The sequence below is a fragment of the Rhizobium sp. A37_96 genome, from assembly GCF_053521765.1.
In genome coordinates this window covers 54,507-77,577 of sequence record NZ_JBNWDS010000002.1, presented here as the reverse complement: position 1 = coordinate 77,577, position 23,071 = coordinate 54,507, and the positions used below count along the sequence as shown (strand labels likewise).

20 protein-coding genes are annotated in these 23,071 nt (G+C 62.6%); 11 read left to right on the top strand and 9 right to left on the bottom strand.

Going from position 1 to position 23,071, the window contains the following annotated elements:
- Window positions 1-27 precede the first annotated feature (27 nt).
- The 3 genes from ACQZ6J_RS06745 to ACQZ6J_RS06735 all read left to right on the top strand — a co-directional run bounded on the left by ACQZ6J_RS06745 (window position 28) and on the right by ACQZ6J_RS06735 (window position 2,817).
- On the top strand, window positions 28-834 hold the full coding sequence (locus ACQZ6J_RS06745; RefSeq protein ID WP_449082908.1) for an alpha/beta fold hydrolase: 807 nt from the start codon (window positions 28-30) through the stop codon (window positions 832-834).
- Window positions 835-970: 136 nt separating this feature from the next.
- Complete coding sequence (locus tag ACQZ6J_RS06740; protein WP_449082906.1) at window positions 971-2,092, top strand: alkene reductase; 1,122 nt, start codon at window positions 971-973, stop codon at window positions 2,090-2,092.
- Window positions 2,089-2,817, top strand: coding sequence for an SDR family NAD(P)-dependent oxidoreductase (locus ACQZ6J_RS06735; RefSeq protein WP_449082904.1), 729 nt, complete (start codon window positions 2,089-2,091; stop codon window positions 2,815-2,817). The genes ACQZ6J_RS06740 and ACQZ6J_RS06735 overlap by 4 nt, the downstream gene beginning before the upstream one ends.
- A 13-nt stretch (window positions 2,818-2,830) precedes the next feature.
- Here the strand turns inward: ACQZ6J_RS06735 and ACQZ6J_RS06730 are convergent, their stop codons facing one another.
- On the bottom strand, window positions 2,831-3,121 hold the full coding sequence (locus ACQZ6J_RS06730; RefSeq protein WP_449082902.1) for a hypothetical protein: 291 nt from the start codon (window positions 3,119-3,121) through the stop codon (window positions 2,831-2,833).
- Window positions 3,122-3,273: 152 nt separating this feature from the next.
- Between ACQZ6J_RS06730 and ACQZ6J_RS06725 the strand changes: the two genes are divergently transcribed.
- Window positions 3,274-4,332 (top strand): LacI family DNA-binding transcriptional regulator, encoded by a 1,059-nt coding sequence (locus ACQZ6J_RS06725; protein WP_449082900.1) that lies wholly within the window; start codon window positions 3,274-3,276, stop codon window positions 4,330-4,332.
- 13 nt (window positions 4,333-4,345) lie between these two features.
- Here ACQZ6J_RS06725 and ACQZ6J_RS06720 read toward each other — a convergent pair whose 3' ends face one another.
- Entirely contained in the window at window positions 4,346-6,505 is a 2,160-nt protein-coding gene (locus ACQZ6J_RS06720; RefSeq protein WP_449082898.1) for a mechanosensitive ion channel family protein, read from the bottom strand.
- Between the two features lie 166 nt (window positions 6,506-6,671).
- On the opposite strand from ACQZ6J_RS06720, the gene ACQZ6J_RS06715 reads away from it, so the two are divergent.
- Window positions 6,672-7,643, top strand: coding sequence for a DUF1444 domain-containing protein (locus ACQZ6J_RS06715; protein WP_204326232.1), 972 nt, complete (start codon window positions 6,672-6,674; stop codon window positions 7,641-7,643).
- A 101-nt stretch (window positions 7,644-7,744) separates the two neighbouring features.
- On the opposite strand, the gene pncB is transcribed toward ACQZ6J_RS06715, so the two are convergent.
- From pncB to ACQZ6J_RS06680, 7 genes are all read right to left on the bottom strand, one after another.
- Entirely contained in the window at window positions 7,745-9,049 is a 1,305-nt protein-coding gene (pncB, locus tag ACQZ6J_RS06710; RefSeq protein WP_449082896.1) for a nicotinate phosphoribosyltransferase, read from the bottom strand.
- 204 nt (window positions 9,050-9,253) lie between these two features.
- Window positions 9,254-10,213, bottom strand: a complete 960-nt coding sequence (locus tag ACQZ6J_RS06705) for a 2-hydroxyacid dehydrogenase (RefSeq protein WP_449082894.1) — start codon at window positions 10,211-10,213, stop codon at window positions 9,254-9,256.
- A gap of 11 nt (window positions 10,214-10,224) precedes the next feature.
- A complete protein-coding gene (locus tag ACQZ6J_RS06700) occupies window positions 10,225-11,862 on the bottom strand; it encodes an ABC transporter ATP-binding protein (protein WP_449082892.1) in 1,638 nt (545 codons plus the stop codon).
- Window positions 11,859-13,013: an ABC transporter permease gene (locus ACQZ6J_RS06695; RefSeq protein ID WP_449082890.1), complete on the bottom strand. Its 1,155-nt coding sequence runs from the start codon at window positions 13,011-13,013 to the stop codon at window positions 11,859-11,861. The genes ACQZ6J_RS06700 and ACQZ6J_RS06695 overlap by 4 nt, the downstream gene beginning before the upstream one ends.
- Complete coding sequence (locus tag ACQZ6J_RS06690) at window positions 13,013-14,104, bottom strand: microcin C ABC transporter permease YejB (protein WP_449082888.1); 1,092 nt, start codon at window positions 14,102-14,104, stop codon at window positions 13,013-13,015. The genes ACQZ6J_RS06695 and ACQZ6J_RS06690 overlap by 1 nt, the downstream gene beginning before the upstream one ends.
- A 170-nt stretch (window positions 14,105-14,274) precedes the next feature.
- The gene (locus ACQZ6J_RS06685) at window positions 14,275-16,128 is read right to left on the bottom strand and encodes an extracellular solute-binding protein (RefSeq protein ID WP_449082886.1); all 1,854 of its coding nucleotides are present in this window, start codon (window positions 16,126-16,128) and stop codon (window positions 14,275-14,277) included.
- 109 nt (window positions 16,129-16,237) lie between these two features.
- Complete coding sequence (locus tag ACQZ6J_RS06680) at window positions 16,238-16,873, bottom strand: TetR/AcrR family transcriptional regulator (protein WP_163985100.1); 636 nt, start codon at window positions 16,871-16,873, stop codon at window positions 16,238-16,240.
- Between the two features lie 37 nt (window positions 16,874-16,910).
- On the opposite strand from ACQZ6J_RS06680, the gene ACQZ6J_RS06675 reads away from it, so the two are divergent.
- The 6 genes from ACQZ6J_RS06675 to dapB all read left to right on the top strand — a co-directional run bounded on the left by ACQZ6J_RS06675 (window position 16,911) and on the right by dapB (window position 23,053).
- A complete protein-coding gene (locus ACQZ6J_RS06675; RefSeq protein ID WP_449082883.1) occupies window positions 16,911-17,480 on the top strand; it encodes an isochorismatase family protein in 570 nt (189 codons plus the stop codon).
- A 158-nt stretch (window positions 17,481-17,638) separates the two neighbouring features.
- Entirely contained in the window at window positions 17,639-18,673 is a 1,035-nt protein-coding gene (mepA, locus tag ACQZ6J_RS06670) for a penicillin-insensitive murein endopeptidase (RefSeq protein WP_449082881.1), read from the top strand.
- A 99-nt stretch (window positions 18,674-18,772) separates the two neighbouring features.
- On the top strand, window positions 18,773-19,153 hold the full coding sequence (locus ACQZ6J_RS06665; RefSeq protein WP_163985103.1) for a methylglyoxal synthase: 381 nt from the start codon (window positions 18,773-18,775) through the stop codon (window positions 19,151-19,153).
- Between the two features lie 34 nt (window positions 19,154-19,187).
- On the top strand, window positions 19,188-20,210 hold the full coding sequence (locus tag ACQZ6J_RS06660; RefSeq protein WP_449082879.1) for a glucokinase: 1,023 nt from the start codon (window positions 19,188-19,190) through the stop codon (window positions 20,208-20,210).
- A 210-nt stretch (window positions 20,211-20,420) separates the two neighbouring features.
- Entirely contained in the window at window positions 20,421-22,214 is a 1,794-nt protein-coding gene (locus tag ACQZ6J_RS06655; protein WP_163985105.1) for an ABC transporter ATP-binding protein, read from the top strand.
- Between the two features lie 14 nt (window positions 22,215-22,228).
- Window positions 22,229-23,053, top strand: coding sequence for a 4-hydroxy-tetrahydrodipicolinate reductase (gene dapB / locus ACQZ6J_RS06650; RefSeq protein WP_449082876.1), 825 nt, complete (start codon window positions 22,229-22,231; stop codon window positions 23,051-23,053).
- Window positions 23,054-23,071 lie beyond the last annotated feature (18 nt).

Sequence of the window (23,071 nt, the reverse complement as noted above, 5' to 3'; positions counted from 1 at the left end):
ATGGAGGCAGCACAATGGGGGGTGGATATGGATTTTCGCGACGACGAGCTTCATCGCTTCGAAGCCGAGGGCGCCGCATCCCTGCCGCAAGCCGAGACGGAGGGCCATGTCGATCACGATGGCGCCCGCATCTGGTATGCGTCCCATGGCAGCGGCGCTCCGGTGATCCTCCTGCATGGAGGGCTCGGAAACAGCGGCAATTGGGGCTATCAGGTGCCGGCCCTGATCGACGCCGGCCATCAGGTCATCGTCATCGACAGCCGCGGTCATGGCCGCAGCACACGCGACGAGCGGCCATACACCTACGAACTGATGGCATCCGACGTTCTCGCCGTCATGGACAGGCTGAAGATTGAAAAGGCAGCCATTGCCGGATGGAGCGATGGCGCCTGCACGGGCATGATCCTTGGAAGAACCCATCCGGAGCGCGTGTCCGGCGTTTTCTTCTTTGCCTGCAACATGGACCCGAGCGGCACCAAGGAATTCGTGGCGACGCCCGTCATCGAGCGCTGCTTCTCCCGCCACACGAAGGATTATGCCGCCCTCTCCGCCACGCCCGACAGGTTCGACGCCTTCGTCGAGGCCGTCGGCCTGATGCAGCGGACGGAGCCGAACTATACGATCGCCGATCTCGCCGATATCCACGTGCCCGTCGCCATCGCGCACAGCGAGCATGACGAGTTCATCAAGCGCGAACATGCCGATCATCTCGTGCGGCACATTCCCGGCGCGGAGCTGATACTCCTGCCCGGCGTCAGCCATTTCGCCCCGCTGCAGCGGCCGGCGCAGTTCAACGCCAGCTTGCTCGACTTTCTTGCAAGGATTCCGGCCTGACGTCAGATTCAGTTGCGCACGTCCGATTGTTCGAATAAATGATGAACATCATCTTATTCGAACTCCCGAGACCGAATCGCCGCTGACAGGCCCTTCCGCCCCGGGGAGCAATCTTGGCTCCAGGCAGGAGAATTTTATGACAAACACCTTATTTTCGCCGCTCACCATCGGCCCCTACGAGCTTGAACATCGCATCGTCATGGCGCCGCTGACCCGCATGCGGGCGAGCCAGCCGGGCAACGTGCCCTCCGCACTGAATGCCGAATATTATGCCCAGCGCGCAAGCAAGGGCGGCCTGATTATTTCCGAGGGCTCGCAGATTTCCCGCGCAGGACAGGGCATGCCGGCAACGCCGGGCATCCACACGGCGGAGCAAATCGCCGGCTGGAAGGTCGTGACGGATGCCGTTCATGGCAAGGGCGGCAGGATTTTCCTGCAGCTCTGGCATGTCGGCCGCATTTCGCATTCGTCTCACCAGCCGGGCGGCGCTCTGCCGATTGCCCCTTCCGCCATCGCCGCCAAGGGACAAGCCTTCACCGCCTCCTTCGAGCGCGTTCCCTTCGAGACGCCGCAGGCGATCGATATCGACCTGATGCCGCTCTTGATCGAGGTCTATGCGCAGGCGGCCGCCAATGCGAAACAGGCCGGCTTCGACGGTGTCGAAATCCACGGCGCCAACGGCTATCTGATCGAGCAGTTCCTGCAGGCGCGCACGAACCAGCGCACCGACCAGTATGGCGGCTCGATCGAGAACCGCACGCGGCTGCTGCTCGAGGTCGTCGAGGCGGTTTCCGATGTCTGGGGTTCCGATCGGGTCGGCGTTCGCCTGTCGCCATTCGGCATCGCCAACGACAGTGGCGAGGACGACCCATTGCGTCTCTACGGCCATGTCATTCGCGAGCTGGACCGGCTCAATCTCGCCTACCTGCATCTGATCGAGCCGCGCGCCAGCGGCGCCGGCCAGGCCGAAGTCGACCACAAGAACGTGCCGTCCGCCGCAGAACTGTTCCGCCCCGCCTGGTCGGGCACGCTGATCGCCGCGGGCAATTTCCAGCCGGACACAGCCGAAGCGGCAGTTGCCGCCGGTCATGCCGACGCTATCGCCTTCGGCCGGCTGTTCATCGCCAATCCCGACCTGCCGGAGCGCATCCGCAGCGGCGCGCCCCTCAACCCCTATCATCGCCCCACGTTCTATGGCGGCGGCGCCGAGGGTTATACCGACTATCCGACGCTGAATACCAGGGAGGCCGCCGAATGAGCACGCCAAGCGCCATCATCGTCGGAGTGGGAGCGGAACAGGGGCTGGGAGCCGCACTCTGCCGCCTTCTCGCCGACAAGGGCTATCATGTCGTCATTGCCGGCCGGACGCCGGCGAAGATCGATCAGGTCGCCGCGAGCATCAAGGCATCCGGCGGCAGCGCCGAAGCCGTCGAAACGGACGCGACGGATGAAGCTGCGGTCATTCGGCTCTTCGAGCATGCCTTCACGGCGCGAGACGACATTGCTGCGCCCGATTTCGTCGTCTTCAACGCCGGCATAAACCGTCCGATCGGCTTCCGCGATCTGACGGCCGCACAATTCGAGGAATTCTGGCGCATCTGCTGCTTCGGCGGCTTTCTCGTCGGCCGGGAGGCGGCGCGACATCTGGCGCCGTTCGGCCGCGGCACCGTGATCTTCACCGGCGCTTCCGCCAGCCTGCGTGGCAAGGCCGGTTTCGCGCAGTTTGCCGCCGCCAAGGCGGGCCTTCGCATGATCAGCCAGAGCATGGCGCGGGAATTCGGCCCGCTCGGCCTGCACGTCGCCCACACCATCATCGACGGCGGCATTGACGGGGAGCGGCTGCGCTCGCGCCGGCCGGATGTCGATGCCGATGGGCTCCTGAATATAGACGCCATCGCCGAGAGCTACTGGCACATTCATCGCCAACATCCTTCGGCCTGGACACAGGAGCTGGATTTGCGGCCTTACAAGGAAAACTTCTGACGCGGAGACGGCATTAGCAATTCCGTGACAGGGCCTTGGCGACGGCGAGGAACTTCGCGTCTTCGTTCCGGGTGCGACGGCGACTATCGGTTTCGCCGTCCGCGTCGGGCATTTCGCTCGGGATCGTGAAGGACCAGGCAGACGGACGATTCCGTCGTCGGCGCAGGAAGCCGGCCAACCGGCCCAGAATGCCTTGCTCGCCGACGCCGTTGCCCTCCGGCGAGGGCGGATCGGCGGCATTCGGATTGGCGGGGTTGCCCCAGCTATCATCATAGAGATCCTTGAAGAAATAGTTGGTCAACATCGGTTTTCCTTTTAGTTGAATCGATTCAATATCGACTCGCGTTCATTGATTGAATCGGTTCAACCGTACGCTCCAAAAATCTTCTGTCAAGCAGAATTGAACCGATACAAATTCATTGCTAGGATCTGCCGGCAAAACAAAGGGAGATTGCATTGGCCAAGGGCACCATCAGGCTCGCGGATGTCGCCAGGGCGGCGGGCGTATCGCAGGGAACCGCCTCCAATGTTTTCAGCCGGCCGGACGTGGTGCGCGAAGAGGTGCGCGAGCATGTGCTCGAAACGGCCAAGCGGCTCGGCTATGCCGGCCCAAGCTTGACGGGTCGTTTGCTGCGGGCCGGAAAGGTCAACGCCATCGGCGTCGCCGCAGTCGAGCCGCTTGCCTATTTCTTCGACGATCCATGGGCCAGGGCGCTTCTGGCGGCCGTTTCCCAGGTCTGCGACGCCAACGGCACCGGCCTGGCGCTGGTTTCGGCCAAGGACCGGCAAAAGCTGGACTGGAACATCAGGAGCGCGCTGGTCGACGGTTTTATTCTTCTCTGCGTCGAAGGCGGCGAAAAGCTTGTGCAGTTGACGCGCGAGCGGCAATTGCCCTTCGTCGCTCTGGCCCTGAACGACGACGACCCGTCGATCGCTTCGATCAGCGTCGACAATCTCGGCGGCGCGGCTGACGCCGCCCGACATCTGGCGGAGCTGGGCCACAGGCGTTTTGCCGTGCTCGCGACCGAACTTTCGCACGACCATGTCGGGCCGGTCGGCGTCGACGAGATCAGGCAGGCGATCTACTCCACGTCGCGCGACCGTGCGCTCGGCTACTGGCAGGCGCTCGAAGCCTTCGGTATCCGCCGGCAGGACGTGCCGATCTATGAGACGATCAACGACAAGGCCAGTGTCGAGGCCGGCCTGGAACTGCTGTTCTCCGCGCCCGAACCGCCGACGGCGCTCCTCGCCATGTCCGACAACATCGCTTTGCTGGCGATCAACTGGTTGCGGGCGCGGGGCCTTTCGGTTCCGCACGACATCTCGGTCATCGGCTTCGACGGCGTGCCGGAGGGCGGCATGGTGGAGCCGGGCCTGACGACCATGGCGCAGCCCTTCGCCGAGATCGCGCAACGCGCCGTGCGGGCCATTCTCGATGACGCCGTGCCGAGCGAACGCGAAACGATCGGCGTCACGCTGATCGTGCGCGGCAGCACGGCCCCTCCCAGGCAGTGACCTCGCTTCGCCGCTAGCCGGCCTGCTGCCCGCCATCCAGAGCAGCCGCACGCATCTCGATGAGCTGCCGGGCAGCGGCTGCAGCAGCATCCTTGTCGCTTGCCACCTGCACCGTCGGGAAGGCAAACTGGATGCCGTTTTCGTCGAAGGCTTGCTTGATCAACGCCAGCGCGTTGCGGCGGATGACCGAGAGTTCATTGGGCTTGGCGGTAATCGCAAGCCTGATCTCGACCGCGAAATCGCCGAACTGTTCGACGCCCTTCATCTTCAGCGTCTGAATGATGCTCGGGGCCAGATCGGCATCCTCGAGCAGGCGCTGGCCGATATCCTTGATGATCCGCTTCAGCTTCACAAGGTCGGTGTCGTAGGTGACCTTGACGATGATCTTGTCGATAGCCCAGTCGCGGTTCATGTTGTTGACCGCGCCGAGAGAACCGAAGGGGATCGTCGCCAGCGGGCCGCGCTGATGGCGCAGCTTCACCGAGCGCAGGCTGAAGGACTCCACCACGCCCTTGTAGTGGCCGCTTTCGATATATTCACCGATGCGGAAAGCATCGTCCCAGAGGTAGAAGATACCGCTGATGACATCCTTGACGATGGTCTGCGCACCGAAGCCGACCGCAACGCCGACAACGCCGGCGCCGGCGATCAGCGGCCCGATCTGGACGCCGAGGCCCGACAGCACCATCATCACCGCGATGATGCCGATGATGACGGCTAGAATGTTGCGGAAGATCGGCAGCAGCGTCTGCAGCCGGGCGCGGCTCGCCCTCATGTCCTCGCTGTCGCTGACGGCTGGCAGGGCCTGCATCAGCTTGCCGTCGATGTAGGTTTTCGCCAGCTGCCAGACGAGATCGGCGATCAGCAGGATGACGATGCCGCCCAGAATGCCGCGCGCCACCCGACCGACGACGGATTCGCTGCCGCTCATCATCGCATGCGCTTCGACACCCAGCATCCGGCCCAGCCAAAGCGCGGCGAATGTGATGATCAGCGCCCGCACACCACGATCGAGAAGAACGGTCGCCAGTTTTCCGGCGCCGAAGATGCCGTCGGCGGCATCGTGCAGCGCCTCGATCGCCTGCGTCGATACGGAGAGAACGCGCGGCAGCAATATCGCATAGATGCCGAGCCAGAGGAGGCCATCGAAACCGGCCACCCACAAGCACCAGAGAGCCGCAAAGAAGATCGTCAGCAGCCAGGAAACCGTCTTCGCTCCGCGCTTCTCCGGTGCAAGCGGTCTCGACCATACGGCGGTCACGGCGATCAGGAACAGGCCGACGCCGAGGGCGTAGCCGATGAGATCCTGCGCGCCCGCCGAAAAACCGAGCGAAATCACGGCCTGAATGACAGCCCAGCCGCAGGCGAAATAGACCGCAAACAGCGTGCACCGCCGATACCAGTAGGTTGCCACGCGCCGCCGCTCGGCGATGCGGGCGGTCCCTCCATCCTCGTCCAGCACATCGTTGGCGCGGCGCATCGCGATCAGCTCCATCATCAGCTTGCCGATGGAAATCGCCAATCGGATGGAGACCAATGCGATGACGCAGGCAATCGCAAAGCTTTCGATGGCCGGCGGCCAATCGAAAGCAAGCAGCGGAACGAGTGTCACCAGACCATGAATGACGGCTGGCACGACACCGCCCAGGAACTGAAACCGGGCGGCCTGCAACGCCGTCTCGGTGCCGGCGGCCCTTTCGGCGCGCTGCATGTGCCTGGCGTTGATGAAACGCGCAACCGTGAGCTCGGCCACCAGCCCCAGGAAGAAGAGGATCACGATCTGGATGACGATGCGCAGCAGGCCAACGGCCCTGCCCTCGCCTTCCAGCTTTTCCGATGCCGTCATGACCTCGTAAGGCAGCGTCATCGCCGCGCCGGACACCACTTCGAGATGGCGCCGCGTGTGGCCGAGCATGCCCGACAGAACCGACATCTGATCGCCGTTGGTCGTGACCGGATTGCCGGCGGCGACCGGCTGATTGTTGAGCTGCGCGCCAAGCCATTGCCTGACGTCAGGCTCGTTCATCAGCTCGATCAGCTGGCGCACCTTGTCTGGAGGGGGAGCCGCCGGTTGCGGCGCAGCCTGCGCGAGCGCCGCAACCGGCGTCGCCAATGCGAAAAAACACAAAAGCAGCGCCCAGATCGACAGCCTGCCACCCCCGACATTCCTCATATGCGCCGCCCTTCCCGCAATCGGGCCATCTGGTCCGTTCCCGCAGACTATACGCGTTTTTTGCGCGGGCAAGCAGGCACTTACGGGGTAACCCATCATCATGCCGGCATTGCCCCGGAACGGCAGCCGCGCTAGGTTCTGCAGCAATACCGTTCAGGACTCGGGGATGCGCGTGTTCAACTTCCTGAAAAGGCTCTTCGGCAAAGGCAAGCAGGCGGACACGCGCCGCGAACAGACGCCCCCAACGTCCGAGCCTGCGGACACGGCGGCAACGAAGACGCTCGATCTCAACATTCCCGACGAAGCCCTGCGGGACGAAGCAAGCTTTGCGGCCTATCTGCAGGAACGGCTGCCGTTCTTCGGCGACCTGATCCGCGTCGACTACGACCCCGCCGCCGGCAGCCTGACGCTGCACAGCCGCAACGGCGATACGATGACGAAGTTCCTGAACAATGCGCTGCTGGCGTTGCGCGAAAAGCGGGGACGGGCTCGCGCACAGGCGCTGCTCAACTATCTCAACATGACGGAAACCATGGCCGACAACGGCGAGATCGCCAAGGTTCTTCCGGTCCTGAAGGCGCGAGATTTCGTCGACGTGGCCCGGCAGCAGATGATACAAGCCGCGAAAGACGAGCCTGATCCGCCGCAATTCGTCTATCTCGACGAAGCCGAAAACCTGATCAAGCTCTTCGTCGTCAACGGCGAGACCGCCGTCAGCTACGTCATGTCCTCGGCGTTGGAAGACTGGGGTATCGATGTCCGCGAGTTGGCGGAGATGGCGCAGGCCAACCTGCAGAAATTCCTCGCCAAGACCGGCGTTCAGATCGCCAGGCGCAGCCGGTTTCAATATGTCGAAGTGGATGGCCAGTTCGAATCCAGCGTCGCCTTCGTGCCGAACTTCTGGGCGCAGGTGCAGGAGCAATCCGGCGGCGCTGCCCCGATCGCGGCGTTCCTGTCTCGCGACAAGGTGTTCTTCACGCATGAGAACGACACCGAGGGCCTGCAGCTTCTGGAACTTATCAGCGCCGATCTCAGCGACGTGGCCTATGTTATTTCGCCGGATCAGTATCGCTGGGAAAACGGCCGATGGACGCTGTTCCGGCGTGTGGCCCGGATGGAAGCAACCGTCCGGCATTAGAGTAATTCCGGGAAAAGCGTATAGCGGTTTCCTGCCCGGAATTGCTTAGAACAGAGAGAGAGAGAGTGCGGTTCCGCCATTCCATGAAACGCGGAGCCGCTCTAAACCAGCACTTCCTGGTCGACACGGTCCTCCGCGCCGAAGAACTTCAGATAGCGCTCGACTTCCGCCGGCTCTCCCGTCGCCTTCTGGGGATTGTCCGAGAGCTTGACGGCCGGGCGGCCGTTGGCCTCGATCACCTTGCAGACGATGGAGATGGGGCTGAGGCCCTTGAGTTCGGTCGGCGCGCAGCCGGCGAAGTCGTTGGTCAGGTTGGTGCCCCAGCCGAAGCTCATGCGCACGCGACCGTCGAAATGCTTGTAGGTGTCGATGATCGCCTCGACATCGAGGCCATCGGAAAAGATCAACAGCTTCTGGCGCGGGTCGCGGCCCATCTTCTTCCACCAGTCGATGATCTTTTCGCCGCCTTCGATCGGCGGAGCGCTGTCGGGCCTGAAGCCGGTCCAGTCGGCTACCCATTCCGGCGCGTTGCGCAGGAAGGAGGCGGTGCCGAAGGCATCGGGCAGCACGACCAAAAGATTGCCGCCGTAGAGGCGGTTCCAGTCGCGCAACACCTTATAGGGCGCCTTGCCGAGTTCCTCGTCGTTCTTGGCAAGTGCCGCCGCGACCATTGGCAGCTCATGCGCATTGGTGCCGACGGCCTCGAGATCGGAATCCATGGCGAGCAGCACGTTGCTCGTGCCGGTGAAAGCGTGGGGCACGCCTTCCTTCAACGCCTCGACGCACCAGCGCTGCCAGAGGAAGCTATGGCGGCGGCGAGTGCCGAAATCGGAGATGCGCAGGCCCGGCAGCTCCCGCAGCCGGTCCACCTTTTCCCACATCTTCGCCTTGGCGCGCGCATAGAGCACGTCGAGCGTGAAAGGACCGAGCGCCTTCAGCGCCGTGCGCGAACGAAGCTCGTTGATGATGGCGAGCGCGGGGATCTCCCACATCGTCGTTTCCTTCCACGAGCCATGGAAGTCGAGAATATACTGGCCGTCACGCTTCGAAAGCTCATATTCCGGCAGCTGGAAATTCGACAGCCAGGCGAGGAATTCCGGCTCGAAGATCTGGGCGCGGCCGTAGAAGCTGTTACCCGCAAGCCAGATCATCTCCTTCTTGGAGAGCCGGAGCGTGCGGGCATGATCGAGCTGGTCGCGCAACTCCTTCTCGTCGATCACCTCGGCAAGGCGAACGCTCTTGGTGCGATTGATCAGGGAGAAGGTGGCATCGACATCAGGATAGAGCTTCCAGATCATCTGGAGCATCAGGAGCTTGTAGAAATCCGTATCGATCAGGCTGCGGACGATCGGATCGAGCTTCCAGGTATGGTTATAGACGCGGGTGGCGATATCCGTCTTGGTCATGTCGTTCCTGCCCCGTCTCCTGCCCTGCGCACGTCATGCTGCTCGCCAGCAAGCGTGCCGGCATGCGTGCATAGCGCTCTGTTATCAAAAAATGTTGACCGAAAGTCCAGTCACTGAAAGAAAATTGATACCAGAGTAAATGGGTCGCGTATCGCTGGCAACAGCCGAGGCGAAGGACCCCGGTCGTTGCCCGACGATACAGACTTAGTAACCCCGGCTGCGATCCACCAGATGCTGCAGCGGCTCGCCGCGTTCGAAGCGAGCGATCTGCTCCTCGACATGGCGCATGAGCGCCTTTTCCTCCGACACCGCGGAATCATGCGGCGTGATGATGACGTTTTCCAGGGTCCAGAGCGGATCGTCCGCCGAGAGCGGCTCGATGGCGAAGACATCGAGAGAGGCGCCGCCGAGAATGCCGGTACGGATCGCCGCGGCGATATCGGCCTGAACCTGGCTCTTGCCGCGACCGGCATTGATGAAGACCGGCTTGCCGAGCGCACTCTGGCGGTGCAGCCTGGCAAAGAGCGAGGCGTTGTAGATGCCCGTCGTTTCCGGCGTCAGCGGCAGCAGGCCGACGAGGATATCGGTGCGCGCCAGAAACGCATCCAGCCCGCCGGCATCGAAGGTTTCCATGCCGTCGATCTGCTTCTTGCCGCGCGACCAGCCGATGACGTTGAAGCCCATGACCTTCAATTTGGCGGCGGCATCGCAGCCGAGAACGCCGAGGCCCATGATGCCGATGGTGACGTCGGCCGCCTCGGGACCATGCTGCGGCGCCCATACATGCTGGCGCTGGTTGCGCATGTGCCCCTGCACGTCGCGCAGATGCATCAGGCACTGCATCACGACCCATTCGCTCATGCGCGTCGTGAGGCTGCGATCGACGAAGCGGACGATCGGAATGTCCGGCAGGCCGGAAACGGACATCATGGAATCGACGCCGGCGCCGCCCGAGAAGATGACCTTGAGGTTGCGCGCCCGCTGGAACAGATCGGCATCCGGCTTCCACAGCAACGCATAATCCACATGGGAGAGATCCGCGCTCTTGCTGGCGGGGTCGGCCAGATTGATGCTGCCACGATCGGCAAAGGCTGTTTCGAGCGCTTTGGCAACGATCGCGGGATCGAATTTGAGATCGACGAGAACGGGGCTTTTGGCCGGCATGGCGATGGCCTTCATTGCTGGATGGCGGCAGTCGGCACTGCCTCGATGTTGAATGCGGCGGCGAGAAGCGCCTTGGTATAATCCTCTTTCGGAGCCCGGAAGACATCGACCGAGGCGCCCTGCTCCACCACCTTGCCGAAGCGCATGACGATCAGCTCGTTGGCAAGCGCTTTTACCACTCTCAGGTCGTGGCTGATGAAGAGATAGGCAAGGTCGTGCTTCTTCTGCAGGTCACGCAGAAGGTCGACCACCTGTGCCTGCACGCTCATATCGAGCGCCGAGGTCGGCTCGTCCAGCATGACGAAGCGCGGCTTCAGCACCATGGCGCGGGCAATCGCGATGCGCTGGCGCTGGCCGCCGGAAAATTCATGCGGGAAACGCCAGCGGGTCGATGGATCGAGACCGACCTCCTCCAGCGCCCAGCAGACGCGCTTGTCACGCTCCTCGGCCGAAAGCGACCGCTCATGCACCTTCAACCCCTCGGCGATGATCTCGCCGACCGACATGCGCGGGCTGAGCGATCCATAGGGATCCTGGAAGACGACCTGTAGCTGGTTGCGCAGCGGCCGCATCTCTCGGAACGAATAGCCGGCTATATCCTTGCCGACGAAGGCGATGCGTCCGCGGGAGGAAATGAGCCGGGCGAGCGCGAGGCCGAGCGTCGTCTTGCCGGAGCCGGATTCGCCGACGACGCCGAGCGTCTGGCCGGCCCTGAGCTTCAGATCGATGCCATCGACCGCCTTTACGTGATCGACGACCTTGCGCATGAAACCCGCCTTGATCGGGAACCAGACGCGAATATCGCTGCCTTCCATGACGACAGGCTTGGCGGCGTCGCTCACCGGCGGCTCGCCGCGTGGCTCGGCTGCCAGCAGATGGCGGGTATACTCGTGCTGCGGCCGGGTGAAGACGTCTTCCACCGTGCCGGTCTCGACGATACGGCCCTTTGTCATCACGCAGACGCGGTCGGCGAACTTGCGGACGATGCCGAGGTCGTGGGTGATGAACAGCATCGACATGCCGTGCGCACCCTTGAGCTCGCGCAGCAGCTCGAGGATCTGCGCCTGCACGGTAACGTCGAGCGCCGTCGTCGGCTCGTCGGCGATCAGCAGTTCGGGACGGTTGGCGAGCGCCATGGCGATCATCACGCGCTGGCGCTGGCCGCCGGACAGCTCATGCGGGTAGGCCTTGAGGCGCTTCTCCGGTTCGCGGATGCCGACCTGGTTCAAAAGCTCCAGCGTGCGGCTGCGGGCGGCATGACCGGTCATGCCCTGATGCAAGGCCAGGATTTCGCTGATCTGCCTTTCGATCGAATGGAGCGGATTGAGCGAGGTCATCGGCTCCTGGAAGATCATGGTGATGTCGTTGCCGCGCACGGCGCGCAGCTCGTTGTCCGATGCCTTCAGCAGATCCTTGCCCTTGAACAGTATCTCGCCGGAGGGGTGGCTGGCGGCCGGATAGGGCAGCAGCTTCAGGATCGAATTCGCGGAAACGGATTTGCCGGAGCCGGATTCGCCGACCAGCGCCAGCACCTCGCCCTTTCTTATATCGAAGGAAACGCCGTCGACGGCAGTCGAGGTTTTTCCGCCCTGGTGAAAGGCGACCGACAGATTGCGGACGGAGAGCAGCGGAGTTGAGTTTTCGCTCATCGGAACGTCTTCCTCGGATCGAAGGCGTCGCGCACGGCCTCGCCGATGAAAATCAGCAGCGACAGCATGATCGACATGGTGAAGAAGGCCGAGAGCCCGAGCCAGGGAGCCTGAAGGTTGGATTTGCCCTGGGCGATCATCTCACCCAGCGACGGCGAGCCGGGCGGCATGCCGAAGCCGAGGAAGTCGAGCGAGGTCAGGGTGGTGATCGAACCCGACAGGATGAAGGGGACGAAGGTCAGCGTCGCGACCATCGCATTCGGCAGGAGATGGCGATACATGATGGTGTGGTTGTCGACGCCAAGCGCCCTGGCGGCGCGGACATATTCGAAGTTGCGCGCCCGCAGGAATTCGGCGCGCACGACACCGACGAGCCCCACCCAGGAAAACAGCAGCAGGATACCGAGCAGGATGAAGAAGCCGGGCGGCAGCACCGAGGCGATGATTAGCAGGATGTAAAGCACCGGCATCGACGACCAGATCTCGATGAAGCGCTGCATCAGCAGGTCCGTCCATCCGCCGAAATAGCCCTGCACCGCGCCGGCGCAGACGCCGACGACAGCCGAGCAGATGGTGAGAACGAGTCCGAACAGCACCGATATGCGGAAGCCGTAGATCAGGCGGGCGAGCACGTCACGCGCCTGATCGTCGGTGCCGAGCCAGTTGAAATTGCTCCAGTTGCAGTTCGGGTCGGCGACGCCGCCGGCATAACCCGAGCAGCGTTGTTCCCTGCTCATCGCCCAGAAAGGCGGGGTCGGAGCCGACATTCCCTGGGGAAGGTTGGAATTGGCGGTCTGATAGGAATAGTGGATCGGCGGCCAGATCATCCAGCCATTGGCGTTGATCTCGTCCTGAATGTCCTGGGCGCGATAGTCCGTCTGCGCCAGGAAGCCGCCGAACTTCTCCTCCGGATAGTCGACGAAGATCGGCGTCAGGATCTCGCCCTTGTAGGAGACGAGGATCGGCCGGTCGTTGGCGATGAACTCGGCCCCGAGGGCGAGGACGAACAGAACGAGGAAGAGCCAGAGCGACCAGTAGCCGCGGCGGTTCGCCTTGAAATTCTCCCAGCGCCGCACGTTGGTCGGCGAGAACAGGCCCTTGCGCGGCGGCTTCACCGTGAGCGGGGGCGCGGCATGATTGGTTGCATCCATCACACGTCCCTCCGCTCGAAGTCGATGCGCGGATCGATCCAGGTGTAGATCAGGTCGGACACGAGGCTGACGACAAGGCCCAGCAGCGAGAAGATGAACAGCGTTGCAAACACCACGGGATAGTCGCGCTGGACGACGGAGAGATAGCTGAGGCGTCCGAGGCCATCCAGCGAGAAGATGTTCTCGATCAGCAGCGAGCCGGTGAAAAAGGCGGAGATGAAGGCGCCGGGGAAGCCGGCGATGACGATGAGCATGGCGTTGCGGAAGACATGGCCATAGAGCACGCGCCGTTCGCTGAGGCCCTTGGCGCGGGCGGTGATGACATACTGCTTCTTGATCTCTTCGATGAAGGAATTCTTCGTCAGCAGCGTCGTGGTGGCGAAGGCGGCGAGCGACAGCGAAATCAGCGGCAGCACCAGATGCCAGAGATAATCGAGGATCTTCTGCCACCAGCTGAGATCGGCGAAATTGTCCGACACGAGGCCGCGCAGCGGGAACCAGTCGAAAAAGGAGCCGCCGGCAAACAGCACGATCAGCATGATGCCGAACAGGAAGCTCGGGACGGCATAGCCGATGATGATGATGCCCGACGTCCAGACATCGAACGTCGATCCGTCCTGCACGGCCTTGCGGATACCGAGCGGGATCGAGATCGCATAGGAGAAGATCAGGATCCAGATCCCCAGCGAGATCGACACCGGCAGCTTCTCGGCTATGAGGTCGATGACCGAAGTATTGCGGAAGAAGCTCTCGCCGAAATCGAAGCGGATATAGTTCCACATCATCTGGCCGAAGCGCTCGAGCGGCGGCTTGTCGAAGCCGAACTGCTTGTCGAGCTTGGCGATCAGCTCGGGATCGAGCCCCTGCGCGCCGCGATATTTCGAGCTGCTGTCGTCGAGGGACTGCTGGGCCAGCATGTCGGTGCCGCCCGACAGGCGGCCGGTGGCGTTGTCGCCCTGGCCCGTCAGCTGCGCGATGACCTGCTCGACCGGGCCGCCGGGCGCAAACTGGACGATGGTAAAGGAAATCGCCATGATGCCGACGATGGTCGGGATCATCAGCAGCAGGCGTCGCAGGATATAAGCGCCCATCAGCCGGCCGCTCCCTCGAAATGGGGTATAGTCCGCCTCGCCTCAATCCATCCGTCGATCAAATCATAGTCCCTTCCGCCGGATACAGGCCGGCGCAGTCATTTCGGCTTGAACCTATCCGAATCAGCCTGAGCATTTGGAGCCAGCAAGCCCTTCATTGCAAGAGAGGCTCATTTCCCGGCGTTTTTCGACCACCACACATCGGGAAAGCCGATCGAATATTTGGGCAGCTCGGCCGAATGCTCGAACTTGTCCCAATAGGCGATGTGGAAGCTGGTCGTGTAGTACAGCGGCACAACATAGTGGTGAGCCAGCAGGACGCGGTCGAGCGCCTTGGCGGTCGCATCCTTTTCGGTGACGTCCTTGGCGAAGATGACCTTGTTGATGAGGGCATCGATGCCGGGATCGGAGATGCCGCCGTAGTTGCGCGAGCCCTGGCGATTGGCCGAAGCGGAGCCCCAGTAGTCGATCTGCTCATTGCCGGGATTGAGCGACTGGGCCCAGACGGTCCAGATCATGTCATAGTCGAAACTGCGGATACGATTGATATATTGCGATGAATCGACCGTGCGCACGGTGGCGTTGATGCCGATCTTCTTCAGGTTCTGCGTGTAGGGCAGCACCCATTTTTCCACGAAGGGGCTGCCGAGCAGGATTTCGAAGGCGAAAGGCTGGCCCGTCTGGGCGTTCACCATCTGATTGCCCTTGAGGACATAGCCCGCCTGCTTGAACAGATCGAGCGCCTTGCGCAGATTGTCGCGGGCCTTCTGCGGATCGCCTCCGGCGGGATTGGTGTAGGGCGTGGTGAAGACGCCGGCCGGGACCTTGTCCTTCACCTCGTTCAGAACATTCAGCTCGTCGCCCTGCGGCAGGCCGGACGACGCAAGCTTGGTGCCGAAAAAGTAGCTGTTGATGCGGCTGTATTGATTGAAGGCGATGGTGCGATTGAGTTCCTCGAAATCGAAGGCGTAGTTCAGCGCCTCGCGAACGCGCTCGTCCTTGAACTGATCGCGGCGCATGTTCGGCACCAGGGCCTGCATGACACCGGCCGCGCGCAGCGGATTGGGCACTTCCTCGCGCTTGATGCGCCCGTCCTTGGCGGCCGGAAAATCATAGCCGGTCACCCAGCGGCTCGCGACGTTATCCTGCCAATAGTCGATGGTGCCGCCGCGAAAGGCCTCGAACTCCACATCGTTGTCGGCGAAATAGGTATAGGAAATCGACTTGAAGTTGTTCTCGCCGACATTGACGGGCAGGTCCTTGCCCCAATAGTCGTCGCGCAATTCATAGCGGATGGTGGAGCCGGGCGAGACCGAAACGATCTTGTAGGGCCCCGAGCCCATGACGGGCTCGAGCGTGGTGCGGGAGATATCGCGCGGCTTGCCGTCCGGCCCCGTGCCCTCCCACCAATGCTTCGGCACGATCGGGAACTGGCCAAGGATCGACGGCAGCTCTCGATTGTTCTTTTCGTCGAAAGAGAAAGTCACGTCACGATCGCCGGTCTTTTCGGCGCGCGTCACATGGCTGTAGTAGCTGGTGAAGAGCGGGTTGAGCTCCTTCGCCTTGTCGAAGCTGAAGACGACATCCTCGGGCGTCACAGGCTGCCCGTCAGCCCATTTGGCCTCGGGCCGCAGGCGAAAGGTGGCGCTGGAGATATCGTCTGGATAGGAAACACCCTCGGCAAGCAATCCGTAAGAGGAGGAGACCTCGTCATCCGCCGACTTCAACAGGCTGTCGAAGATCAGACCGGAGCCGAGGGAGGCGATGCCTGCGACCGGATTTCCCTTGAACAGGATCGGGTTGAGCGTGTCGAACGTGCCGTTGCTAGACAGCTTCACATCGCCGCCCTTCGGCGCGTCAGGATTGACATAGTCGAAATGCCTGAAGCCCGGCTGGTATTTGAGATCGCCGAGAATGGCCGTGCCGATGCGGAATTGCGGCTCCTCCGCCTTCGAGGATATCGGCATTGCCAGCAGGCAAAAAAGAGATACGACCAAGCCTGCTTTCAACCGCGACAACGCCATTCATGATCTCCTGATGATTTCTTGAGAATCAGCATAAGGCAAATGAGGGCAAAAAGCAGGACGCAATAGCTAAGCCTCTCACAAAGACACCGGAGAACGGCATCCGAAATCAGCGTGTTGCGGTCGCCTCCTCCAGGCGCTTGCGCAGCATCAGGCGCAACTCGCCGACGACGCGGCGGTCTTCCGCGGCGTCCGGGTCGTTGGTGACGACGACGGCGATGCGCAGCAGTTCGAGCACGATGCCGGACATCACGCCGATATCGTCCGTTATCGGCGGCTGCGCCTGCCGCAGAACGCTCGCAATCAGCTCCTTCAATTCCGCGCGCGACTGCGCCTTGCGCTCCCTGGGAATATCGCGGCGGCCGGCCAGCACCACAAACTCCGGATACTGCTCGATGAAGGCGCCGAGAGCATCGAAGATCGCTTCGCCGCTATCGGCCGCGGAGAGACCGGCGCTGCGGTCCGCCATGTTCCGAAGCCCCGCCTTCAGCCGCTCCAGTCGATCGACATGCAGCGCCTCGGCAAGCAGCGGCTTGGTCGGAAAGAATTGGTAAAGCGAGCCGATGGAGGAATTTGCCTCCACCGCAATCTCGGTCATCGTTGCCGCGTCGTAGCCCTTGCGCGCAAGAACCCTGGCGGTCGCCTCCAGCAGAACAGCGACGCGATCATGGCCGCGCTGGCGCTTGGGAACACGCGTCTTCAATTCTTCACTTGATTTTTGTGAGGATTCCCTCATATTTTTCATTGCGAGGATATCCTCATATTTCTCCCGGAGCCCCCAAATGCCACTCTACGATCCCAAGACCACCGCCCTCGTTTCCATCGACCTGCAAGGCTTCGTTCTCAGCCGCCCACTTGCGCCCCACTCCGGCCAGCAGATCGTTGCCAACACGGTCGCCATCGCCAACAGACTGAAGGCCGATGGCGGAACGACCGTTTTCGTGACGGTCGGATTTTCCTCGGACTATGCCGACGCTGTCAATCAGCCGATCGACGAAACCTTCACGCTTCCCCCGGGAGGTTTGCCGCCGGCAGCGCTCGCGGCGCCCGAGGAGATAGCAGCGCTGACGCCGGATGTCGCCATCGTCAAGCGCCAGTGGAGCGCCTTCTACGGCACGGAACTGGACCTGCAGCTTCGCCGCCGGGGCATCAAGACGCTGATCCTGACCGGCGTCGCGACCAATTTCGGCGTCGAATCGACCGTGCGCGATGCCTATGCGGCAAATTATGCCGTCGTCGTCGCGGAAGACGCGGTGACGACCTTCTCGCAGGACATGCAGGATTTCGCCTGCACGAAGGTGCTGCCGCGGCTGTCGCGCATCCGCAAGACGGCGGAAATTCTGGCGAACTGATCGGCCCCGGACACCGGCCCATGCCAAGAAAGGCGGTCGCTCGTCGGCCACCTGTGATTGCCGCGGATTAACTTCCATCCTTTTTCAGGATAGTCTCGCCGCAAATCACTTCGGCCCAAATCATCTCGGATAGTGCCGACCGCCTTTCAAGGATATGCATGGCTTCACTTCTGGCACGCGCCTTTCGAACGATCGGCAAATTGTCCCTCGCCACGACGATAGGGATGGGTCTTGTCGCCGGCGATGCGCTGGCGCAGCAGGCCACGCCCTCGCCCGGAAGCGCCAAGGCGGTCTTCGGAGCGGTGACGCTGCCGACGCAGGGAGCGCCGCAATCGATCGGCTTCTACGCCAAGGGCTGCCTTGCAGGCGCCGTCGCGCTGCCGGCCGATGGCCCGACATGGCAGGCCATGCGCCTGTCGCGCAATCGCCGCTGGGGCCGGCCCGAAATGATCGGCCTGCTGGAGCGCCTGTCGCGCGATGCGGCCAGGAATGACGGCTGGCCGGGCCTGCTCGTCGGCGATATCTCGCAACCGCGTGGCGGCCCGATGTTCAACGGCCATGCCTCGCACCAGATCGGCCTCGATGCCGACGTCTGGCTGACGCCGATGCCGCGGCACAGGATGACGGCCGAGGAGCGCGAGGCCCTGCCTTTCACCACGATGCTGGCGAAAGACAAGTTCCTGACGATCAACGACAAGGTCTGGACGCCGGCGCATGCGCGCCTGCTGATGCGCGCCGCCAGCTATCCGGAAGTCGAGCGTATCTTCGTCAACCCGGCGATCAAGAAGAAGATGTGCGACACATGGGCCGGAGACCGCACCAATCTCGGCAAGCTGCGGCCGGAATACGGGCACGACTCGCATTTCCATATCCGCATCCGCTGCCCGGCCGGCTCGGTCGGCTGCACGCCGCAGGCCCCGGTCGCCGCCGGCGACGGTTGCGACAAGACGCTCGCCTGGTGGCTGGGCCCCGAGCCGTGGGCGAAGCCGAAGCCCGGCACGAAACCTCCGGTAAAGCCGCGCGAAGTCATGGTTTCCGATCTGCCGAAGACCTGCCAGGCCGTATTGGCTGCACCGGCAGTCTCTTCCGCCCGCGCCGCCACCTTTGGCGTCAAGGGTGTCGGTTCGGCGGCGGAAACGGACGCGATGCCTGCTTCCGGCAATACGCCACCCGGCCAGATCCCGCAGCAGTGAAGCCCGGACTGTCTCCGTCGGGGTAGTCTTTCAAAAGGCGCGCCCTTGGTATAGAAGGCGAATAAATCGATTGAAAGCGTTGGGTGGAGCAAGGATTTCATGGCCGGCAGCAAATGCATCGCGCTGATCGCGCACGATCAGAAAAAAGATGCGATGGCGGAGTTTGCGCGGCGCAATCAGGCAGCCCTTGCCGACTGGCATATCGTTGCAACCGGCACGACGGGCGGCCGGGTGCTTGACGCCTGCCCGGATCTGAAAGTCACCCGGCTGAAAAGCGGGCCGCTCGGCGGCGACCAGCAGATCGGCGCCCTGATCGCCACCGGCGAGATCGACATGCTCGTCTTCTTCATCGATCCCCTCACCCCCCTGCCGCACGACGTCGACGTGAAGGCATTGACGCGGCTTGCCGTTGTCTACGACATTCCGATGGCGCTCAACGAATCCACCGCCGAGCGGCTGATCAAAACACTGAACCATTAGTCCGCCTTGCCGGCGGCAGACCACGGACCTGGCCATGCCCGAGCTCAATCACAGCGATGCCCCCCTGCCTTTCCCAATCCTGATCGGCGATATCGGCGGCACAAATGCACGCTTCTCGATTATTGCCGATGCGGACTCCGAACAGGAGCATTTTCCGGTCGTGCAGACCGCGAATTTCGAGACGATCGACGACGCGATCAAGCTGACCCTCGAGAAGAGCAAGGTGCAGCCGCGCGCCGCCATCCTTGCCATGGCCGGCCCCGTGCAGGGCGACGAAATTCCGCTGACCAATTGCGACTGGGTAATCCGCCCGAAGACGATGATCGCCAATCTCGGCATCGAGGACGTGCTCGTCATCAACGATTTCGAAGCGCAGGCGCTGGCGATCGCCGAGGTTGCCGACGAGCATCGCGAAACCATCGGTGAAACCTCCGGCAACACCACCGCCTCGCGCGCCGTTCTCGGACCGGGCACCGGGCTCGGCGTTGCCGGCCTCGTTCACACGCAGCATCAATGGATACCGGTGCCCGGCGAGGGCGGCCATATCGACCTCGGGCCGCGCACGGAACGCGACCTGCAGATCTGGCCGCACCTGGAACCCATCGAAGGCCGCATTTCAGCCGAGCAGGTCATTTGCGGCCGTGGCCTGCAGAACCTCTATCACGCCATCTGCAAGGTCGACGGCATCGAGCCGAGCCTGAAGGAACCGGCCGACATCACCACCCACGCGCTTGCCGGCACGAATGCGCAGGCTGAAGAGACGCTGACGCTTTTCGTCACCTATCTGGGTCGTGTCGCCGGCGATATCGCCATGATCTTCATGGCGCGCGGCGGCGTCTATCTCTCCGGCGGCATCCCGCAGAAGATCCTGCCGGCGCTGCAGAAGCCGGAATTTCGCGCCGCTTTCGAGGACAAGGCGCCGCATACCGAAATGATGAAGACGATCCCGACGCATGTGGTGACGCATCCGCTGGCCGCCCTTTCCGGCCTGGCGACCTATGCCCGCAAGCCGGCAAGCTTCGGCCTCGCGACCGAAGGCCGCCGCTGGCGGCGTTAACCGCTTGGTAAACAGCCCATGGCGCGCCGAAACAGCCGGTGCGCCATACCTTTTTGAAGAGGCCGCTTTCCTCTATAATGGACCCGGCTCCGTGATCGGCCTTAACCAGTGCGGCAGGCCATCCCTAGCCAAAGCCGTCCTAACTCTTTATAGAGCCGCGAAAGCACGCAGCACATGCGGCTTGCTTGGTTCAACACAGGAAGCCGATTATTGAAGTCGCCAGATCCGAAAAAGACTGATGTCGACAGTGAGACCATCACCGTTGTGCTGAAGCGTATCATTGCTGAAAACGGTCGCGATCATATCTGGGGCTATTCGATCGCAATCTTTTGTCTCATCGTCGTCGCGGCATCCACGGCGACGATGGCCTTTGTCATGAGGCCGATCGTCAACGGCGCCTTCTACGAGCGCCGCGCCGAAGTCATGTGGCTGATTTGCCTTGCGATTCTCGCAGCCTTCATAGCGCGAGGCTTTGCCGGCTATTTCCAGTCGGTTATTCTGTCCAAGATCGGCAACGACATCATTGCCCGCTATCAACGGCGCCTCTATGCGCATCTGATGACGCTGTCGGTCGGTTTCTTCAGTGAAGCCCGCTCGGCTCAGATTGCCGCGCGGGTGAGCCAGAACGTTTCCGGCATCCGCGATGTGATGAACCTCGTCATTACATCCACGGCGCGCGACTTTCTGTCGTTCGTCTTTCTGCTCGGCAACATGGTCTATCAGGACCCGTTGCTCAGCCTTATCTTCTTCGTCATTGCCCCGCCCGTGTTTCTGGCGTTGCGCCATATCTCCAAGCGCCTGCGCGCCGTCACGCGCGAGGCGGTCGTTCTCAACAGCCGCGTGCTCGGGGCGATGCAGGAAACCATTCAAGGCATTTCCATCGTCAAGGCCTTTACGATGGAGCGCGAGCTCGACCGCAAGATCAACAAGCTGATTACGGCGGCCGAGAATCGGCAAAACCGTATCGTTCGCATTTCCGAGCGCAACGGCCCGCTGATCGAAACGGTTGCGGGCTTTGCCGTCGCCGGCGTTTTTGCCTATGCCGCCTACCGTTCGATCTATGCAAATGTGCCGCCAGGCGCGGTGTTTTCCTTCATCGTGTCGCTGCTTCTGGCCTATGATCCGGCCCGCCGCCTCGCCAAACTGCAGACGCAGCTGGAGCGTGCCGTCGTCAATGCGCGGATGATCTACGAACTGCTCGACATGGAACCGCGCCAGCGCGACCTGCCGGATGCCAAGCCGCTCGCCGTGACCAACGCCCGCATCGAATTCCGCGACGTTCATTTCGCCTATGGCGACGAAGCTGTCCTGTCCGGCGTCAATTTTACCGCCGAGGGCGGGCAGACGACGGCGCTCGTCGGCCCTTCCGGCGCCGGCAAGTCCACCGTCATCAACCTGATCCCGCGCTTCTACGATCCGAAGGACGGCAGCATCTTCATCGACGGGCAGGATATCGCCCATGTGACGAAGCAGTCGCTGCGCATGCAGATCGCCTATGTCTCACAGCAGCCCTATCTCTTCGAAGGCACGATCCGCGACAATATCCGCTACGGGCGCCCGGAAGCGACCGATACCGAGATCGAGGAAGCAGCCCGTCTTGCCTATGCGCATGATTTCATCGAGGCGCAGCCGATGGGCTACGACACCCCCGTCGGCGAAAACGGCGTGACGCTCTCCGGCGGCCAGCGGCAGCGCCTGTCGATCGCCCGCGCGCTGGTGCGCAACGCGCCGATCCTGCTTCTGGACGAGGCGACCTCGGCGCTCGACACCGAATCCGAAGCGGCCGTGCAGAAGGCGCTGGAAGAGGCGATGAGCGGCCGCACGGTCGTCGTCATCGCACACCGCCTGTCGACGGTTGTCCGCGCCGAGAAGATCGTCGTCATGCAGAACGGCCGGGTTGTCGAGGAAGGCAACCACGAGACGCTTGCGACGGCCGACAATGGCCTTTACGCTCGGCTCAACAACCTGCAGCTACCGGCCGTATCAAGCAATTCCCGCAAATAAACGATAGAGACGACATGAGCGACGATGCGATGAAGCTGGTGGTGGTTGGCGCGGCGGGCCGCATGGGGCAGACCCTGATCCGTCTTATCCATGCGACGGACGGCGTAAGCCTGCATGCAGCCGTGGAACGTCCCGGCTCGCCCTTCATCGGCAAGGATGCCGGCGAGATCGCAGGGCTTGGGCCTATCGGCGTTGCAGCCACTGACGATCCGCTCGCCGCCTTCCTCCATGCCGAAGCCGTGATCGATTTCACGACGCCGGCAAGCAGCGTTGCCTTTGCTGGCTTGGCCGCGCAGGCGCGCATCGTCCACGTTATCGGCACGACCGGCTGCTCTGACGAAGACGAGGCGAAGTTCAAGGCGGCAGCCCGCCATGCCCGCATCGTCAAATCGGGCAATATGGGCCTTGGCATCAACCTCTTGAGCGTGCTTGTCGAGCAGGCGGCGCGCGCGCTGCCTTCGAGGGACTGGGACATCGAGGTGCTGGAAATGCATCATCGCCATAAGGTCGATGCGCCCTCGGGCACGGCGCTTCTGCTCGGCCAGGCGGCGGCGAAGGGCCGCGGCATCGATCTCAACGACAATTCCGTGCGCATGCGCGATGGCCATACCGGCCCGCGCCCGGCAGGCACGATCGGCTTTGCAACCCTGCGCGGCGGCGGCGTGATCGGCGATCATTCGGTGATCTTCGCCAGCGAGAGCGAGCGGGTAACGCTGTCGCACAATGCCGGCGACCGTTCGCTGTTTGCGCGCGGCGCGCTGCAGGCAGCACTCTGGGCGCGCGACAAGAAACCCGGCTTCTATTCCATGCTCGATGTTCTCGGGCTCTCCACACGTTGATGCGATGCTGGAGCGGAT

Bases quoted from the DNA above. Each gene is read 5' to 3' on its own strand.
- ACQZ6J_RS06745 (WP_449082908.1), top strand. From the start codon at position 28: ATGGATTTTCGCGACGACGAGCTTCATCGCTTCGAAGCCGAGGGCGCC.
- ACQZ6J_RS06740 (WP_449082906.1), top strand. From the start codon at position 971: ATGACAAACACCTTATTTTCGCCGCTCACCATCGGCCCCTACGAGCTT.
- ACQZ6J_RS06735 (WP_449082904.1), top strand. From the start codon at position 2,089: ATGAGCACGCCAAGCGCCATCATCGTCGGAGTGGGAGCGGAACAGGGG.
- ACQZ6J_RS06730 (WP_449082902.1), bottom strand. From the start codon at position 3,121: ATGTTGACCAACTATTTCTTCAAGGATCTCTATGATGATAGCTGGGGC.
- ACQZ6J_RS06720 (WP_449082898.1), bottom strand. From the start codon at position 6,505: ATGAGGAATGTCGGGGGTGGCAGGCTGTCGATCTGGGCGCTGCTTTTG.
- ACQZ6J_RS06715 (WP_204326232.1), top strand. From the start codon at position 6,672: ATGCGCGTGTTCAACTTCCTGAAAAGGCTCTTCGGCAAAGGCAAGCAG.
- pncB (WP_449082896.1), bottom strand. From the start codon at position 9,049: ATGACCAAGACGGATATCGCCACCCGCGTCTATAACCATACCTGGAAG.
- ACQZ6J_RS06705 (WP_449082894.1), bottom strand. From the start codon at position 10,213: ATGCCGGCCAAAAGCCCCGTTCTCGTCGATCTCAAATTCGATCCCGCG.
- ACQZ6J_RS06700 (WP_449082892.1), bottom strand. From the start codon at position 11,862: ATGAGCGAAAACTCAACTCCGCTGCTCTCCGTCCGCAATCTGTCGGTC.
- ACQZ6J_RS06695 (WP_449082890.1), bottom strand. From the start codon at position 13,013: ATGGATGCAACCAATCATGCCGCGCCCCCGCTCACGGTGAAGCCGCCG.
- ACQZ6J_RS06690 (WP_449082888.1), bottom strand. From the start codon at position 14,104: ATGGGCGCTTATATCCTGCGACGCCTGCTGCTGATGATCCCGACCATC.
- ACQZ6J_RS06685 (WP_449082886.1), bottom strand. From the start codon at position 16,128: ATGGCGTTGTCGCGGTTGAAAGCAGGCTTGGTCGTATCTCTTTTTTGC.
- ACQZ6J_RS06680 (WP_163985100.1), bottom strand. From the start codon at position 16,873: ATGAAAAATATGAGGGAATCCTCACAAAAATCAAGTGAAGAATTGAAG.
- ACQZ6J_RS06675 (WP_449082883.1), top strand. From the start codon at position 16,911: ATGCCACTCTACGATCCCAAGACCACCGCCCTCGTTTCCATCGACCTG.
- mepA (WP_449082881.1), top strand. From the start codon at position 17,639: ATGGCTTCACTTCTGGCACGCGCCTTTCGAACGATCGGCAAATTGTCC.
- ACQZ6J_RS06665 (WP_163985103.1), top strand. From the start codon at position 18,773: ATGGCCGGCAGCAAATGCATCGCGCTGATCGCGCACGATCAGAAAAAA.
- ACQZ6J_RS06660 (WP_449082879.1), top strand. From the start codon at position 19,188: ATGCCCGAGCTCAATCACAGCGATGCCCCCCTGCCTTTCCCAATCCTG.
- dapB (WP_449082876.1), top strand. From the start codon at position 22,229: ATGAGCGACGATGCGATGAAGCTGGTGGTGGTTGGCGCGGCGGGCCGC.